The 16,984-nt window shown below is 42.1% G+C and carries 18 protein-coding genes and 1 pseudogene; 5 read left to right on the top strand and 14 right to left on the bottom strand.

Annotation, left to right across the window (positions count from 1 at the left end):
• The first annotated feature begins 42 nt into the window (after positions 1-42).
• Positions 43-942, top strand: coding sequence for a glycerophosphodiester phosphodiesterase (locus ABZM97_RS01330; RefSeq protein WP_367387133.1), 900 nt, complete (start codon positions 43-45; stop codon positions 940-942).
• A gap of 16 nt (positions 943-958) precedes the next feature.
• On the opposite strand, the gene ABZM97_RS01325 is transcribed toward ABZM97_RS01330, so the two are convergent.
• Positions 959-2,590 carry a Na/Pi cotransporter family protein gene (locus ABZM97_RS01325; protein WP_087991783.1) on the bottom strand — a complete coding sequence of 544 codons (1,632 nt, stop codon included), beginning with the start codon at positions 2,588-2,590 and terminating at the stop codon, positions 959-961.
• 347 nt (positions 2,591-2,937) lie between these two features.
• Here ABZM97_RS01325 and ABZM97_RS01320 point away from each other — a divergent pair, with 347 nt between their 5' ends.
• Positions 2,938-3,198 (top strand): hypothetical protein, encoded by a 261-nt coding sequence (locus tag ABZM97_RS01320; RefSeq protein ID WP_087991782.1) that lies wholly within the window; start codon positions 2,938-2,940, stop codon positions 3,196-3,198.
• Positions 3,199-3,238: 40 nt separating this feature from the next.
• Here ABZM97_RS01320 and ABZM97_RS01315 read toward each other — a convergent pair whose 3' ends face one another.
• Positions 3,239-4,492, bottom strand: coding sequence for a cytochrome P450 (locus tag ABZM97_RS01315; RefSeq protein WP_367387132.1), 1,254 nt, complete (start codon positions 4,490-4,492; stop codon positions 3,239-3,241).
• 61 nt (positions 4,493-4,553) lie between these two features.
• Here ABZM97_RS01315 and ABZM97_RS01310 point away from each other — a divergent pair.
• Positions 4,554-5,339 (top strand): annotated as a pseudogene (locus tag ABZM97_RS01310) (penicillin-binding transpeptidase domain-containing protein).
• 29 nt (positions 5,340-5,368) lie between these two features.
• Here ABZM97_RS01310 and ABZM97_RS01305 read toward each other — a convergent pair.
• From ABZM97_RS01305 to ABZM97_RS01290, 4 genes are all read right to left on the bottom strand, one after another.
• Positions 5,369-5,560: a DUF5370 family protein gene (locus ABZM97_RS01305; protein WP_202329073.1), complete on the bottom strand. Its 192-nt coding sequence runs from the start codon at positions 5,558-5,560 to the stop codon at positions 5,369-5,371.
• A gap of 15 nt (positions 5,561-5,575) precedes the next feature.
• Positions 5,576-5,824: a sigma-G-dependent sporulation-specific acid-soluble spore protein CsgA gene (gene csgA / locus ABZM97_RS01300; RefSeq protein WP_003234887.1), complete on the bottom strand. Its 249-nt coding sequence runs from the start codon at positions 5,822-5,824 to the stop codon at positions 5,576-5,578.
• 110 nt (positions 5,825-5,934) lie between these two features.
• Positions 5,935-7,323: an amino acid permease gene (locus ABZM97_RS01295; RefSeq protein ID WP_148962841.1), complete on the bottom strand. Its 1,389-nt coding sequence runs from the start codon at positions 7,321-7,323 to the stop codon at positions 5,935-5,937.
• Positions 7,324-7,607: 284 nt separating this feature from the next.
• Complete coding sequence (locus ABZM97_RS01290; RefSeq protein ID WP_367387131.1) at positions 7,608-8,792, bottom strand: DUF4885 domain-containing protein; 1,185 nt, start codon at positions 8,790-8,792, stop codon at positions 7,608-7,610.
• Positions 8,793-8,924: 132 nt separating this feature from the next.
• On the opposite strand from ABZM97_RS01290, the gene ABZM97_RS01285 reads away from it, so the two are divergent.
• Positions 8,925-9,782: a hypothetical protein gene (locus ABZM97_RS01285; protein ID WP_202329075.1), complete on the top strand. Its 858-nt coding sequence runs from the start codon at positions 8,925-8,927 to the stop codon at positions 9,780-9,782.
• 123 nt (positions 9,783-9,905) lie between these two features.
• Entirely contained in the window at positions 9,906-10,721 is an 816-nt protein-coding gene (locus tag ABZM97_RS01280) for a protein kinase (RefSeq protein ID WP_202329083.1), read from the top strand.
• Here ABZM97_RS01280 and ABZM97_RS01275 read toward each other — a convergent pair.
• The 8 genes from ABZM97_RS01275 to ABZM97_RS01240 all read right to left on the bottom strand — a co-directional run bounded on the left by ABZM97_RS01275 (position 10,718) and on the right by ABZM97_RS01240 (position 16,976).
• The gene (locus ABZM97_RS01275) at positions 10,718-10,903 is read right to left on the bottom strand and encodes a hypothetical protein (RefSeq protein WP_176365283.1); all 186 of its coding nucleotides are present in this window, start codon (positions 10,901-10,903) and stop codon (positions 10,718-10,720) included. The two genes, ABZM97_RS01280 and ABZM97_RS01275, sit on opposite strands and share 4 nt — an antisense overlap.
• Positions 10,904-10,972: 69 nt before the next feature.
• Positions 10,973-11,959, bottom strand: coding sequence for a HAMP domain-containing sensor histidine kinase (locus tag ABZM97_RS01270; RefSeq protein ID WP_202329085.1), 987 nt, complete (start codon positions 11,957-11,959; stop codon positions 10,973-10,975).
• Positions 11,956-12,627 carry a two-component system response regulator YbdJ gene (gene ybdJ, locus ABZM97_RS01265; RefSeq protein ID WP_087991776.1) on the bottom strand — a complete coding sequence of 224 codons (672 nt, stop codon included), beginning with the start codon at positions 12,625-12,627 and terminating at the stop codon, positions 11,956-11,958. The genes ABZM97_RS01270 and ybdJ overlap by 4 nt, the downstream gene beginning before the upstream one ends.
• Before the next feature lies 1 nt (position 12,628).
• Positions 12,629-13,606, bottom strand: coding sequence for an alpha/beta fold hydrolase (locus ABZM97_RS01260; protein WP_087991775.1), 978 nt, complete (start codon positions 13,604-13,606; stop codon positions 12,629-12,631).
• 248 nt (positions 13,607-13,854) lie between these two features.
• Positions 13,855-14,280, bottom strand: a complete 426-nt coding sequence (locus ABZM97_RS01255) for a TlpA disulfide reductase family protein (protein WP_087991774.1) — start codon at positions 14,278-14,280, stop codon at positions 13,855-13,857.
• 4 nt (positions 14,281-14,284) lie between these two features.
• A complete protein-coding gene (gene skfG / locus ABZM97_RS01250) occupies positions 14,285-14,800 on the bottom strand; it encodes a sporulation killing factor biosynthesis/export protein SkfG (protein WP_087991773.1) in 516 nt (171 codons plus the stop codon).
• A 45-nt stretch (positions 14,801-14,845) separates the two neighbouring features.
• Positions 14,846-16,261, bottom strand: a complete 1,416-nt coding sequence (gene skfF / locus ABZM97_RS01245; RefSeq protein WP_253268781.1) for a sporulation killing factor system integral membrane protein — start codon at positions 16,259-16,261, stop codon at positions 14,846-14,848.
• Positions 16,254-16,976, bottom strand: coding sequence for an ABC transporter ATP-binding protein (locus tag ABZM97_RS01240; RefSeq protein WP_087991771.1), 723 nt, complete (start codon positions 16,974-16,976; stop codon positions 16,254-16,256). Before ABZM97_RS01240 ends, skfF begins: the two co-directional genes overlap by 8 nt.
• Between the last annotated feature and the right edge of the window lie 8 nt (positions 16,977-16,984).

Below are 16,984 nucleotides of genomic sequence, written 5' to 3'. Positions count from 1 at the left end.
ATGAAAGGCAGAGGTATGGCTTATCTATAAGGAGGAGAAATTATGCGGAAAAATAGAATACTAGCCTTGGTTCTTCTGTCGCTGGGCTTACTCTCATTTATGGTAACACCAGTGTCGGCAGCGTCAAAAGGAAACCTGCTGTCACCTGACCGTATCCTGACGGTCGCGCACAGAGGGGCTTCCGGATATGTGCCTGAACACACGATCCTTTCTTACGAAACCGCTCAGAAAATGAAAGCAGATTATATTGAACTGGATCTGCAAATGACAAAAGACGGCAAATTGATTGTCATGCACGATGAAAAACTGGACCGCACCACAAACGGAACAGGCTGGGTGAAAGACCATACACTCGCAGACATTAAGAAACTTGACGCCGGTTCTTGGTTTAATGAAGCCTATCCGAAAAAAGCAAAGCCGCAGTACGCCGGCCTTAAAGTTCCTACATTAGACGAAGTATTAGACCGTTTCGGAAAACACGCGAACTACTACATCGAAACAAAATCGCCTGACACCTACCCAGGTATGGAAGAAAAACTGATCGCTTCTTTGCAGAAGCATAAATTACTGGGCAAACGTTCTAAGCCCGGCCAAGTGATCATTCAATCGTTCAGCAAAGAAAGCCTGGTAAAAGTCAAGCAATTACAGCCAAACCTGCCAACTGTTCAATTGCTGGAAGCCAAACAAATGGCGTCAATGACAGATGCTGACCTAGAAGAAATCAAAACATACGCTGTCGGTGCGGGTCCGGATTATAAAGCCTTGAATCAAGAAAACGTCCGCATGATCCGCAGCCACGGTCTCCTGCTTCATCCTTACACAGTCAATACGGAAGCAGATATGCGCCGCCTGCTTGACTGGGGAGTGACAGGAGTGTTCACAAATTACCCTGATGTCTTTCAGCATGTGAAAAAAGACTACAAAAAAAGCTTAGAATCCTAGGATTCTAAGCTTTTTCTCATTGATTTTCACCAATAACAGCTTCTGCAACATTGACCGCATGATCGCCGATACGCTCCAGGTTGCTGATCATATCGACAAAGACAATGCCCGCTTGTCCAGTGCACAGCCCTTCATTCAGACGGATAATATGCTTTTTGCGAAGCTTCCGTTCCATTTTATCAATTTCATCTTCTTTTTCAATGACTTGATCAGCGATCTTCACATCATTCTGGTGCAGAGCATCCATAGACGCCTTCACAGTAGAAATCGTCAAATCCATCATTTTCGTTAAATCCGCCATGGCAGATTCAGTAAGAACCACACGATGCGCCTGCTGATATTCAATCAGTTCAATCACATTTTCGAAGTGATCTCCGATTCTTTCAATGTCTCTGACTGTATCCATCAGCATATGATGCTCCTCAGACTCGTGCTCTGAGAGAGAGCTTGAAGAAAGCTCAATCAAATAATCAGTAATTTTTCGATCAAGATTGTTAACCGCATCCTCTAACTGGTAAGCATTTGCCGCGTATTTCGGCTGTTTTGTGACCAAGAACTGTTTTGTAACCTCCAGCCCCTGCACCGCAAAGTTCCCCATTTGCAGAACTTCTTCTTTTGCTTGCCCGAGAGCAATAGATGGAGATTGCTCAATAAAAATCGGATCAAGATGCGACTTGTATTCCACCATTGAGTCCTTGCCTGGAATCAGTTTTGTTACGATCAAAGCCAATATCCCGACAAAAGGAAGCTGTATGAGTGTATTGGACGTATTAAAGATTCCGTGCGCAAAGGCAATCGTCATTTTGGGATCAAGCCCCATTGAAGCCTGCAACCATAAGATCAAAGAAGTAAACGGCTTGAGCAAAATCAGGAAAATCGCTGTCCCGATAAGGTTAAACAGCACATGAGTAGCCGCAGCACGTCTCGCGGCAACAGATGCACCTAGAGACGCGAGAATCGCTGTGATCGTCGTTCCGATGTTATCCCCGAATAACACCGGAAGTGCGCCGTTAATATCAATCAGACCATCTGAAAATAAACCTTGCAGGATACCGATCGTGGCGCTGGAACTTTGCACGAGTACCGTAAACAATGTCCCAATGACAACACCTAAAACCGGATTGGTGCTCATACTAACCGTTAAATCATGAAACGCTTCAAGTGAACGGAGCGGTTTCATGCCGCCGCTCATTAGCTCCAATCCATAAAACAGAGCCCCGAATCCAAACACAATCTGGCCAGCATTTTGTATATTTTTATGTTTAAAGAAAAACAGTAAAAATCCGCCGAGAGCAATAATCGGCAAGGCATAGGCCCCTATGTCGATTCCGATAATAAACGCGGTAACCGTCGTTCCAATATTGGCCCCCATAATGACCCCAATGGCCTGGCGAAGCGTCATAAAGCCCGCACTGACGAGCCCTACGGTAATAACCGTGGTTCCGGAACTGCTCTGAATCAAAACCGTCACAATGATCCCCGCCAATACGCCCATCAGCGGATTGCTTGTAAAACGGTCTAAAATATTTCTTAATCTATCTCCAGCCGATTTCTGAAGTCCCTCTCCCATGAACTTAATCCCAATCAGGAAAATACCGAGACCTCCGAGAAATTCGAACAGTAATGTTTGTAAATCAATCGCCAACATGTTCACCTCTGTTTAGACATTATTCAGCAAACTCACTTCGATTATGTTTCAAGTTCAATTGGTTGTAAATAAAACAACCGCTGAATTTACAATAACTTAACAATCAGCCTTATGGTCCTATTTAACGTTTACATTCGTGTAATATTTCGCCGATGAACATGACCAATCGACTACAAAATTCTTACATCATCACAAGGTTTTATCATGGCAATTATTCTTTCCCTTTCCAGCTTTCCGTATACAGAAACGGCATCCGCTTTACAGTTCTCCTGAGCAAGGTTTAGCAATAATGAGAACGGGAATGATACAGGAAACACTACTCTTCAATTATAGAAAGGAGTATCACCATGAAACAAAAGCTGTTACTTTCAGGTCTCGCTGTTTCAACTGTCGGCATCACTTCTTATCTATTAAAGGACCCGTCAAATCGCCAAAAAGCAAAAGAATTCATTCACAGCATGAAAATGAAAATGACAAAACAGCCTGAAATGGAGAAGTTCCCAGTCGATAAAGCCGGCCACCCGCACCCGCAAGATATCGAGGATAACAAAATGGTATCCGAAGGCTCCATGTATCCCGTCCAATATTACGATGAAAAAAAGAAGTAATCTAAAAGCTCTCTTCGATAAAGGAAGAGAGCTTTTAAATTTACCCTTTTCGTCTGACCCCGCTCATCACAAATCCACTTTCAGGCAATGACGGCATCCTGGCAAGACTGTAATGCAGCGATTGTACCGGAACGTCGTATTCTACCTTATTCACGAGAAAATCCAAGCTTGCTTTCATGACTTCAATTGTTATCCCTTCCCCCGGACAGCGATGCCCTTTCTCCGCGTCACCTCCGCCTTGAGGAATCAAATCAAACGGATTTTCCTGACGATCCTCAAATCGTTCAGGCCGAAATTCATCAGGATGATCCCATAAGCGGGGATCGTGATTCGTTCCATATACATCAAGCAATACAGATGTCCCCTTCTTAAACTCACAGTTATTCCATACAAAATCCTTTTTAACAAGCGCTCCTAAAAACGGTGCGAACGGATAATATCTGCGGACCTCCTGCACAAACATTTCTCTTTCCCGGCTGCTTCCAGAACCCAGCCATTTCTTATACGCAGAATGCTCGTGAAGCGCCAAAGCTGAAAACACAAGAAAATAAGAAATAGCGATGATAGGCCGCAGTACATTCATCAGCTCAATGGCTGCCATCCGGGAATCCAGCTGGCTTCCATCTTCTTGTGTGTGAAACGCCATTTCATGCAGCGCTGTTCCGGCAGATGTTTTCAGCAAGCCGGCACGAACATCTTCAATCATTCTTTCAATCCACTCTTCAGCACGCGGCCTTGCTCTTCGTCCCTTCCAATGACGCGGCCCCACCGCACCGAACGCGTCGACCATATCAATGAAATCATCAGCTCTCTCTTTGACTTCTGTTTCTTTCAGCGGAACACCTGCCCAATAGCACGCTACCCGGCATAAGATTTCTTTTGCTTCTTCAAATAACACAACCTGATCTGCCTTCTCCCATCTCGTGACTGCCGCTTCCCATTCCTCTGTCATCAGCTCAGCCAAACGCTTTTGATGCGGCGGTGTCATTAATGACAGAAAAAGCAGCTTCCGATGAAGATGAGCTTCACCATCCATTGTCTGGATTGCATGAACGCCAAACAGGGATTTCTGCACACGTTTCGGGAGAGCACCCTGCCGCTGAAATCGCTCCGTATCGTAAAATACCTTCGCGGCCTCCGCGCCGCTCATACAAATAAATGTTTTTCCAAGCAAACGCGCCTGAAACAAATCCGATTGGTAATGCTCTTTTCTATTCTTTACAAACAAATATCCTTCCCGCACCAAAGCCAGACTGTTATCGAGGCTTTTGTCATGTGGAATCTGCTCATTCATCCCGCAACCCTACCTTCCTTTTTACCCTCTTTTTTCACGTTATCTCACGATGATAAACCCAATGACAGTATTTGCTTCTAAGCATTTTTTCTTTATTTATAACGATGAAAAGCAAAAAGTTGTACTTGCTCTGCGCATTGCAGGGATCGGCAGCTTTTCCATCCACACAGCTTTCTCTAAATGTCGATGACGAATTTAATGATACGGATGGAACCTTCATCCTGCACGATATGCAAAAGGATCAGACATTTGGCTGCAACAGAGAACGGTCAAACAAAAGACAAAAACTCCGCAGTCCACCTTTAAAGTCGTGAACCCTTAATCAATTTGCAGGTAAAAACTGTTCGGGATGAATACGATGTCAAACGGCGGGACGGGGTCAATCGTGAATTTGAATCATGGAACCGAGACCATACGCTTGGCTCGGCCATGCGCGAATCCGCAGTCTGGTATTATCAGGATTAGCGAGAGACATCGGCGAGGAAAGAATGAAAACATGGCTTTATACATTGTCTTACGACAACGCAATTTGGGCTGCAAAGCTCTTTGACAATTTCTCCGCTGGCACAAGAAGCCTTTTTGGAGAAGCTTTTAAAAAGTGGCGCTTCCATTTGATCAATCAGTGATGAAAACAGTTATGCGCATGATGATTCAAGAAGAAGGCGATCATTACACGTTCTACGGGAAAACCGGAACCCGACTGACAAATATGGGGGTAGGCTGGTTTATCGGATTCAATAACACAGAGCATGGCTCATGTATTTTTGCACCAATGTTTGATTCCGGCACAAAAGCTAAAAACATCACAGTGAATATCCTGAAAAAGCATGGCCTGATCACATCATAAATGAAGGAGCCCTGCAAATAGGCAAGGCTCTAAATCTCATGCTCAAAACAATAATGATTCACAAGCTCTTCAATCAAATCATGATCGGGAAATTCCCCGTTAAATTCAAATTCAATTTCTTCCACAAATTCGCCGTGATGATACACATGGATGGCTCCGTTTTGACGGACGACGCTAAACTCCGGCTGAAATGTATATCCGCTTCGTTCAATTGCTCCCACTTCTTACCCCGCCTTTCAAAGCAGTAATTCATACACCTCGTTTAATTCCTTGGCCCGTTTTTGATCCTGTTCATTCTGGGCATACTTAATTTCTTTTTCTAACACATGATTCAAAAAAGACATTTCATTGTCATCTAAGTCTTTTACAAATTCCTCTTCATTCGCATACCGCTTCGCCAGCATCTTCTTGCAAATCCGCTGGCAGACTTCATTTTCAAGATGGTTCGAAAGTGATTCACGCAAATAACCGAGTGTAACATCCATTTTATGAACACCTTTCCTTCCGCTATCTTTATCCTATAGCTTGCTAAAATAGGAAAAATCCATACGCCAAAAATAAAAAAAGAGACATCCGTGAATGTCTCTTTTCCATGTTATTCAACCGCTTGATCGCTTTTTGTCACATTCGCCTGCGTACGTTTGCCAATCCCAAACCCATAATAACTAATGACCACAAGCGCTAAGAAAATCACGCCTACAATCAGAGAGATACGAGTATCATCGTTGAACCACATGCCGACCAGAACCATCAGCAAGAAAGCAATCGTCACATAGTTTGTGAAAGGTGCAAACGGCATTTTGAATGGATGTTTATCTAATGCAGCGCCCTTCGCTTTTCTGAATCCGATGTGGCTGATCAAGATGACAAACCAAGGAATCATACCAGGCAGCACGCTTGCGCTGTACACATACACAAAAACCTTCGGCGGCGCGATATAGTTCAGCACAACACCGACAGCCAAACCGATCATTACAGCAATTGTGCCGTAGAGCGGCACCCCATTGCGTGAAATCTTCGTAAAGAATTTCGGTGCTTGTCCATTTACCCCAAGTGTATAGAGCATGCGTCCTGCACTGAAAATACCGCTGTTACAGCCCGACATTGCCGCTGTAATCACGACAAAGTTAATAATGCCGGCCGCTGCCGTAACTCCGATTTTCGCGAACGTAGACACGAACGGACTTCCAAGTGAATTGAGCTCATCCCAAGGATACACTGTCACGATCACAAAGATAGCGCCAATATAGAAAATCAAAATACGCCAGATAATACTTTGAATCGCACTTCTTAGCGTGTTTTTCGGGTCTTTCGCTTCACCGGCTGTAATCCCGATCAGCTCAACCCCTTGATAGGCCGCAATAACGAGAGACAGCGCAAAGAAGAAGCCAGAGAAGCCGTTAGTAAAGAATCCTCCGTGAGACCACAGGTTCGACAATCCGATCGCATCTCCGCCGTTGCCAAATCCGAAGAAAATGATCCCGATTCCGGCAATAATCATCAAGATAATCGTCACGATTTTAATCATCGCAAACCAAAACTCAAACTCACCAAACGACTTAACAGAAATTAAGTTCGCCGCCCCGAGAATCACCATTGCCACGATACCAGGTATCCAAGCAGGCAAATCCGGGAACCAATATTTCATATACGAACCGACAGCGATAATTTCTGACATGCCGACGATAACCCACTGGAACCAGTTGCTCCAGGCTGTCATATAACCTGCCAGCGGATGAATATAGTTATGGCCGAATGTCGCGAAAGAACCCGTGCTCGGCTCGACATACAGCATTTCACCCATCGCACGCATGATAAAAAAGATAAAAATTCCGCATATTGCATAAGCCAAAAGGACAGACGGACCAGTCCATGAAATCGTGCTGGCAGAACCCATAAACAAGCCAACACCAATCGTACCTCCCAAGGCGATCATCTGAATATGACGCGCGCCCAAGCCCCTCTTTAATTCTTGATTTGCCACTCCTCTTCCTCCTCTTAACAAAATACTCGACATCTTTCTCAACAATCAATTATAACAATCTGAAAATTCAAACTTAATATTGTTATATAATCTCCAAAATTACTTATTTCATCATAATAAATTTCTCTGGAAAATACAATTGTTTTTTTCAGGTAAACACCTTTAGTCAGAGTTTTTCATCTACACTTCATTTAAAATCTTTTATATAAATATAATTAAATTGTTTGAATGTTATTATCCCTAAAATTCTCATAAAAAATAAGCTGTTCACAATGAACAGCTTTCTAATAAGTCACGCCAGTTAGACGTTTTAATGTTTCAAGCCACTCGGTATCTCCGGTGCCGTAGCTCTTGCTTTGCCCCACATCTCTAAGAGATCCATTGCTGTAATCAATTGATAGAATGAAATCCGGAATGGCATCATACCCGGCTTCCGCCATTTTACTGAGCTCCGAACGATAGTGAGATATAGCATAGGAAGCCGTTTGTTTTTGTACAGGATCTTTTTCAAGCTCTTCTTTATATACGTCTAATAAGTCACGTCCATCAGGTGTGACGTACCGCCCGTCGATCACTTCTAAATCCCTCAACTGATAGCCTGTGACGTCGTACATCTCACGAGCAGCTTGATACTTTTGATATGCCTCTTCGGAATATTGTGTCGAGTCGATACTTTGGCTTTTCATGATATGTAAAAATAGCTCTTTGCTGTTGTCTCCAGCTTGCAGCGCTTGCTCAATTTGCTTTATGAGTGCCTCATCTTTCGTCCCGCTCACCTGTACCTTATAGTCAATCGGCGTAATCGTAAACGTCAGCTCTGTCCCCTCCGGAATGTGAATATCGTTTCGATTCAACAGCACTTGCAGCTGCTGGTTGACCTGGCTCCGCTGATACACCTTTTCATTCTCAGCTTCCACTTCCCCATGAAACGTGACATTGCGAAACACAGCATCCTGCAGGTTATAGTTTTGCGCCTTCCCTTTGAATAGCCACTCTGTTTCATTATCGTAAGCAGCCTGTCTTTCCGCAGCTGACAGATCACTTCTGAAATAAGGCGACTTTGAATTTTGATATTTATCCTTAATATAGCCTAATGGATCAGACTTTGTTTTGTTAATCGCATTTATCCTGCTGTATTTTTCATCCAGTATTTTGATTCTGATATCACTCTCAGATTCATAGGGGTTATTGGATTGAATCACTGTTTCTTCCCCTGTGTCCCTCACTGTTCGATCATTTGCTGATTGATACACTTTGCTGAACGTTCCGCTGTTTCCAGCCACACTGGTTTTAGAATAATTGAACTGATTGATTCCCTTATTGGCAGATCGTGACTCAAGCCTGCTGTATGCCTTTTCCAGCACCGCCGCTGTATTTTCAGACGTATTCTCGCGCTTGGCAGCCGGATCCTGTTTCAATATGTTCTGTACCATCAGCTGTGTGCGGATAAATTGCCGATTCAGACGCATTGGATTCCCCCCTGAACAATTCTCTCTTAGTCTTTTTTATCGGCAATACCAATGTATATATTAACCTCAAAAAACATTTATTTACACCCGAAGCGTTATTATGTATGATGGAAATAAAAGGAGGTTGTTTACATGACGAAAAAATGGCTCATTCCATTCGCTATTATGCTGTCTGTCTTCTTCACCTTTACGCATTCGGCATCAGCCGCCGGAGTCACTGCTATTACAGGAAACAATTCATTTGATACCGCAGCGCCAATCGGTTATTGGAAATATAAGAATATCGATACAACGATACTGGAAGCCGGAAAAGATGAAGCCTATTTTACCTTTACAGCTTATAAGGGAGAAAAAGTATACGTAAGAAGTACATACCAGAACGCGTACACAGGGATGAAAATCGAAATTTACGATAAGAACAGAGTTCCTGTTTCGCAAGGCACAGAAGTCATTAACCCCAATACTTTCTCTTCTTTTATTTATGCCAATGCTGACGCCCAAAACACCACGGATACCTTCTATGTCAAAGTGTCACGCGGCACTTATACCGGGAACATGTATTTTACACTTTCAATTGAAAATCGGATCAAATCCGGCAGCGGAACGTTCTCATTCAGCGGTGTTGCCGATAATAAAGGAAATACAGCCCTTAGCCCCTCAGGTTCTGACTCCAGCGTGATCAAGGTTGATTTAACAAACCAATCCGGAATACCGCGCGATGCCATTGTAACTAGAGTACAAACAACCGCCACTCAAACACCAAGCCAGGGAAATACACGCCATATGATCATGACGAGCGAAAACAACGAATGGCGCCGTGCCCTTGTGAATAGCTCAACATCAGGGTCTTATGATATCTCTTTGTCAGATCAACTCAGTGTCGCAAAAGTATGGAGTTTTAAATACAATACATTAGCGACTGCTAGATCGACGATGAGTAATGTCAAAGCAAAAATAGATTATGAATACGATGTCACAAAACAGTTTTAATTCATACAGAGCTGGTTCAAGTTCCATGGGCCGGCTCTTTTTTATGCTAAGCTCCCCTTTACTTAGCCCAAAATGCCATTGTTTTGATAAACTAAAATCAGTACAACCAAGGGAAGTGCAGACATGGCATTAAAACAGCTGAAAAAACTGTTATTTGACCGCCCTCTAAAGGACGGCGTTATCCTGAACAACCGATACAAAATTGAAGAATGCCTCGGCATGGGCGGCTATGGCTTGGTTTATTTGTGCACGGATCTCCATACGCAAACACCTTATGTCTTAAAACAGCTGCGGCCGACAAAAGCGAAAAAGGAAAAAGAAAGAGTCCGCTTCCAGCAGGAAATGAAGCTGATCAAAAGCATTCACCACCCGCAAATCCCAGCCTTCATAGAAGATTTCATCATAGACGGACAGGCTTATTATGCCATGCAGTTCATTGAAGGAGATAATATAGAAGAATTATTATTTTTTCGAAAACAGCCATTTACAGAGCTTATGGCGTTACTGCTGATTTCGCAGTTGCTTGAGATTGTAGAATACCTGCATGATCACCTGATTTTTCACAGCGACATCAGAACGCCTAATATCATCATCAATAATGGCAGGCTCTGCCTCATCGATTTCGGCCTTGCAAAGCAATTGACTACTGAAGAAACGGAGGAAATAAAAGTGAGGAAACAGGATGACTTTTTTGATCTCGGAGAAACACTGTTATTCCTGCTGTACTCTCAATATAAAGGAAAAAAGAAGAAAAACGCCACTTGGCTGGAGGAATTAACGCTGACAAAAGAAGTAACCCTGCTGCTGAAAAAATTATTGGGCATTGATGAAGAGTATCAGCACACCGCTTCCATCCGTGAAGACCTAAACCGTGCCATTCAATCGGCCACACAAAAAAACCCTTGTCCCAAAAGCGGAACAAGAACTTTTTTGGATTAACTGCTGCTGTAGCTCCGGCGTTTGTAACGATGACTGCCGCCATAGCGGTCGTAGTGTCTTCTTTTACCTGAGCTGCTGCTGTAGTGCCTGCGCCGGCTGCTGCTGTAATGCCGATGTCTGCGATATCGGCCGCTAGAACTGCTTGAGAGGTGCTTGATTGTTTTAATGATTTTTTTAAACATATGCTGATCACCTCATTTCTTTCTGCCTATTATATAGAGTTTATAGGAGAAAGAAAACATCAGCGGGGGTCACTCTTTCGAAAACAAGAACCCCGTTCCATTCTCATTTGTCTGCAGCTCATAAGTAATCGACAGCAGCCTGCATATATCATCAATAATCTTTAACCCAAGCCCCTCACTGTTCTGATTACGATCAAATCCAATGCCGTCATCACAAATAGAAACAGTCCCATGTTCAATCGTGACTTCTATTTTTTCAGCTTTTGAATGCTTTAACGTGTTTTGAAAAATATTATCAAACAGCCTTTGCAACCATAACCCGTTGCTCATCCATAGTACATCTTGATCTGCCGGCTTATAGTGCAGCCCAATCCCATTCATACTATACAAATAATCCCATTTTTTCACCGCTGTTTCTAACAGCTCATTTATACGGACTTCTTCATTTACGATATAAGAACTTTCCAACGTCTCAGCGGAATATAGATTGAATTCATTGGTTAATTCCGCGATATAGTGGATTTGCTGATACAATGATTCAAATACGGCCTGATCATCACATTGGCCCTCCAAATAAAATAACTGCAGCCTGAGAGCGGTTAAAGGTGTATTCATGTCATGACGCAGTTTTTGCAAAAGTTCCTTTTTCACTTCTTCCTGCTGCCTCAGTTCCAGTTCACGGTATGTCGTCCGTTCAATTAACAAATTAACCGACTTAATCAGTTCCCCGATTTCATCAGCGCGTTTCACTTCTATTTTATCAGGCACCTTTTGATCACTCGCCAGGTGCCGAATGGTTTGATTCAATAGATTGATTTTATGCAGCAGAGAATGAATCGACTTTGAAAATAAAAAAGCTAACAATAAGAGTGATAATAAAAATACAATGAGCATTGCCGGATACGCAAAAGACCTGTGAAAAGGCATACCATGATTCATCGGTTTAAACATGCTGTCATAAATGACCGACATCAAAATGCTAACCGCCAGCAATAGCACCGGAACACTAATGACGGCGGTACATAGTAACAACTGATATTTTGTCTTGAGCTTCATTTCTTCACAACGGTATTCAGCCGATACCCTTCTCCATATATATTTTCAATAATCTCACCCGCTTGATCATTGATTTTAGCTCTGATTTTTTTAATGTGCACATTGACGATATTCGGGTTTCTGTCTTCGAGCTGCCACAGATATTCAAAGAAATGTTCCTTTGTCAGGGTGCTGTCCCTATTTTCATATAAATAAAAGAAAATTTTCCGCTCAATTGCCGTAAACAGCACCTCATCATGCAAAGTTTCATTGAACACTTTTTTCGTTTCTGCATCAATATATAAATGTTTGATTTGCGTAAAAGTGCCATAATGATGCTCAAGCATATTCTGCATTCTTAACAGCAGCTCCCTCGGATCAAAAGGCTTCACCATATAATCCTCGCCGACCTGCAAACCTTGAAGCTTGCTGTCCATATCATTGCGGGCCGAGAGAAAAATGACCGGAATGCGCAGCCCCAGCTTTTTGATTTTGGCAGACATTTGATATCCGTCTTCACCCGGCAGCATCACATCCATAATGACCAAATCCACCTTCTGAATCACCGAAAGTACATCCGCTCCATCGGTTTTCCACATCACATGATAGCCCTCACGCTGCAAAATCTTTTGCAGCAAACCACCAATCATCACATCGTCTTCAACGATTAAAATATGATAACCCTTCATCCTAGCGAACCTTTCTCATAAACTCCATGGAGAGTTTATATATTTGATCTGGCTGATATAAATAAATACTGTGTGTTCCCCTCAGTTCCTTTATATCGGCTGTATTGAATTGAGCCGCAAACGCTTCATAATCTTTTCGGTTTTGTATGGCATACTTTGAATTTCTATTTTGGTCAGAAACCGCATCTAAGATGAAGATGGGAGTTTCTTTAGGTACTGGCAGATTCACAGATTTGCTGCCGTTTTGGTAAGACTCTAAAAGCTCATGCTCCATATCGGCATTAAAAAATTGTTTGTAAGAAATCGCTTTATAGCTTTCTTTTTCTTCATCCGTTAAAAATGACTGTCGAACCACTTCAGGATTATATACAGCGGAAGGCATAAACCGATGAAAACCAATCGACGTTAACAGATGGAAGCCTCTCACTTTCAGTCTGTCAACCCCGCTCAATTTATACGTGACATACTGCTGGGGCAATCCAATATCCATCGCAATTATCGCCTTTATTTCCTTAGGATATTTCTGTGCCCAATACATCGCTTCAATCCCCGATATGGAATGAGGCATTAGAATATATGGAGGCTTATTTCCGCTTTTCATAAGCGCTTCCCTCGTCTGTTCCAGTATCGTATCAATGTCTCTATCATCGTGAGACACATCACTGTATCCATAACCAGCCCGATCTACAACAGCAATTTTATTTTCCTTTGAAAATTTGCTATACAGCCCCTTCATCTCATAAACAGGCGCAGCAATCCCCGAACCGGACATAAACACAAACGTATCCTTCCCACTCCCCTCTTCATAGACATTCATCTTTTTACCATCCACATCGACTACTGTGCCTTTGCCTTTCATCAGTGCTGCTTCCTTATTTAATTGATAATGGTGATAAATAAATACCGAGACGGATACAAGCAAAATCAAAGCAGCCAAGCCGCCAAAAACGATCTTTAGGACTTTCCATAATGTTTTCATATGATGCTCCTTTCACGTGATACGGAAAGGATACGATATGAAAATAAATTTCTGATTAATATTGAAAAGATTTTATTTTGACATTTGACTTTGCCCTTACGGAAAGGTGTACATTGGGAGCATGGCAGAACATGAATTTACCCACTAATAGCAAATAGTTCATCATAAAAAAACCTTCCTGCTTATAGGAAGGATCGTTTGATCGTAATATTCAACTGTTTGTCGTCATACTTACAAGATGGAAAACTTCACAAGCCATTAATCCTTTTTACCATCTTACCCCAACCAACATCCCCCATTGTTTTAGCTACGATCTGCCCGTATTGACTTAATAGACAAAAGCTAGGAATACCTTGTACGTGACAACTTGTGACAATCTCATAGTTTTGGTCTAATACAATCGGAATATCTATTCCCCTATCAAGAGCATACGTCGAGACAACCTCCATAGATTTCTCTTCTTCTATGTAAGGGACATGTACTCCGATTACTTTCACATTCATATCCTTTATATCTTGAAGGACTTTATCTGTTAATTGGTGACAGTTTGGACAGCTCATTGACCAAAAATAAAGAAGATGATATGTGCCACTTGGACATGTCAAATCAATCTGTGATTGATTCAACCAGGGTAAATGAATTGGCCATTCTTTCATTATTTGTTCAGCTTTCATCCTTTCAATCCTCCTTGTCTTTCAGCTGAAAAGCAATCAGCTTTCCTAATGCCTCTTCAGCTGCAAACGGAGCAACCATTCCTGAAGGGTGTTCATGCTCGCGTTTTAGACATTCATACATCTTCGGTTCAATGTAAGAAGGATCGATCCATGCGATACACCAAGATGCCCAAAAGCACGATTGTCCTTCACTTTCTTGAGCAATTTTGATGACAAAGGGCAGACTGGGCTTCCCGATTCTCATGAGTGAAATGGCCGCTGCCATTCTTGTATCTTCGGCATGACTTTTTAATAAACATGATAGCTCCTTCGCTGCTTCACTCGCGTCTTCCCCAAACTCACCTAAAACAGCCGCAGCAATATTACGTAAAGATCCTTCCTCTTTTAAGGCCTCAACCAAAACAGGTATCGCATCTTTTCCTGATTTCTTTAGCTCCCCTATCGCTTGAACAATTGTGATCTCATTTGTTTTCGCTAAATTCTGAACAGACAGCGACAATTCATCACCATTTGATTTCATAATAGAGCCCCTCTCCTCGTTTAAAACAATAATTCTACACATCCACTATCTGAAACGATTAAGCATGCACCAACAAAGGCTCCCTACACAGACAACCACCACTAATGTATACCAGCCAGCAGTCAATAAATGAATAACATACAAACAAATGCCGCTAAGCCCTAATGCCATAAAAAATGACTTGTAGTATTGAGGCAATGAAAGCTTAAAATCGTTTCGACTTGTATTGTTAAAAGTAAACAGTCTTATTGTCATGAACCATATATATATCCCTAAGCCATATATATACCAATAAACTAAATTCTCAACTGCCATGAAAGCAATAGAAATACAGTAAAGAATAAACAACCAGACTGTATTCATTAGCTCTAGAATAATGATTTTTCCCCAAAGGGCTCCAGGGAATAAATAAAGGGCGCCTGATTGCGAATGCCTGACTATTCCTGAATAATAGGAACTCAACATGACTGCCGAGACGACGAGAAAGAAAAGAAGATAAAACCATTCTGGATATATAAAAATGACGACATAAAAGACGCAGCCCAGCGTGAAGGTATGGATGCTATGAAAAAATAAATGTTTTTTCATAAGCAACAGTTCCAACCACAGAAATGACCAAATACCATTTAGACCTTGCAGTCCCCACCAAGTCTTCCTTGGTTTCTGCATAATTTGCCCTGAACCAAATTGACGTTCTTGAAACTCCTCCCAGAATTCAGCCTCCTTTACCAACGATTCCTTCATTTCTACCAGACTGCTCGTAAAAGAAATTGTTATAAAAGAAACTGCAATGATTCCAATAAATACAGCCACATACAACGGCGACAATGCCTCAAACACTACACCTACGCCACTAATAAAACGACCAATACCCTCCCACAGCCCAGATGAATGTTGTAGAAAGTAGAGTTGAAAAAGACACATGAAATAAATACCCAGCATTAGAAGAAAGACTGAAATGTATACTCTTTTCATTTTCTTCACTGTTCTAGCACATGAGACAGACATCAACCACACTTCAGCGATAAAAAAGAGCCCTACAAAAATTATAGATCTGCCTATTAAATTGATATGCTTACCGGACAGAAGTACAATCAATACATCACCGAATATGGCCGAGATGATCCAAAGCAACGCCTTCCAAGTGACGCTGAAAATTAAAACACTATACACAACTTTTGAAAATGAAGCAGGAGTGCAATACAGCCACATGATATCGGCCATCTGACTTGGCAATCGATTGGAGAAAAGTCCAAATGCCGTATAAAGGATAAAAACACCTGTAAGCACCCAACCAGTAAGATTCATATCCCATATCGCAGATCTTGAAACGAAACTTACTTGAAATCCGATGGCCCCAACAAAAAGGAGCATGATCAAAAAAGGCATCTTTTTTTCCTGACCTTGATTTACAAAACGCCTTTTTGACTGAAGCCATAAAAAAGACATGATATTATTCATCTGACCATTCCCCTAGAAGACGAATCACTTCTTTTCTCCATTCCGATTGTTCCTCTTTGAATTGAGGAACAGACAAACTCTTCATAAGTTCACCATCTCGAATTAATAACACCCTGTCTGCTGTTTCTAATACAAATTCAAGACTATGAGTTGACACAAATGCTGCACAGCCTTGATCTGTCTTGGCTTTTAACCAGTTTGAGAGCCACTGTTTTGATGGAATATCGAGACCTACAGTCGGCTCATCCAATATATAAAGCAAAGCATCTTGAACTATTGCCCCTGCTAAGACAACCCGCTGCTTCTGGCCTCTTGACAGCTGACCACACAATTCATTTGCTTTCTCCTCCAAGTGTACTTCCTTCAATGCATAATAAACCCGTTCTTTTAAACCCTTTTTACCTTGATGAAATCCTCTTGCCCTGAACTGAATATGTTCAGCAGCTGTTAATGTCGGATACAGGTAAGGCTGATCCGGAATGAGCGCTACTTTTTTTTGAACAGTTACATGGCCCGGAGGAGAACCATCAATGAGAATGTTGCCTTTATCTGGCTTGTAAAGCCCCGTCAAACATCGAATTGTCGTTGTTTTTCCAGCTCCATTTGGCCCTAATAGCGCCACAATTTCTCCTCGCTTTATTGAGAAAGACAAATGTTCAATCCCATCACCATTTCGATAGCACTTTCTTAAATCTTGTACTTGCATCAATTGCATCAAATCTT

Source organism: Bacillus vallismortis, from assembly GCF_040784915.1.
GTDB lineage: Bacteria > Bacillota > Bacilli > Bacillales > Bacillaceae > Bacillus > Bacillus subtilis_G.
This window is presented reverse-complemented; position numbering and strand designations above follow the sequence as displayed.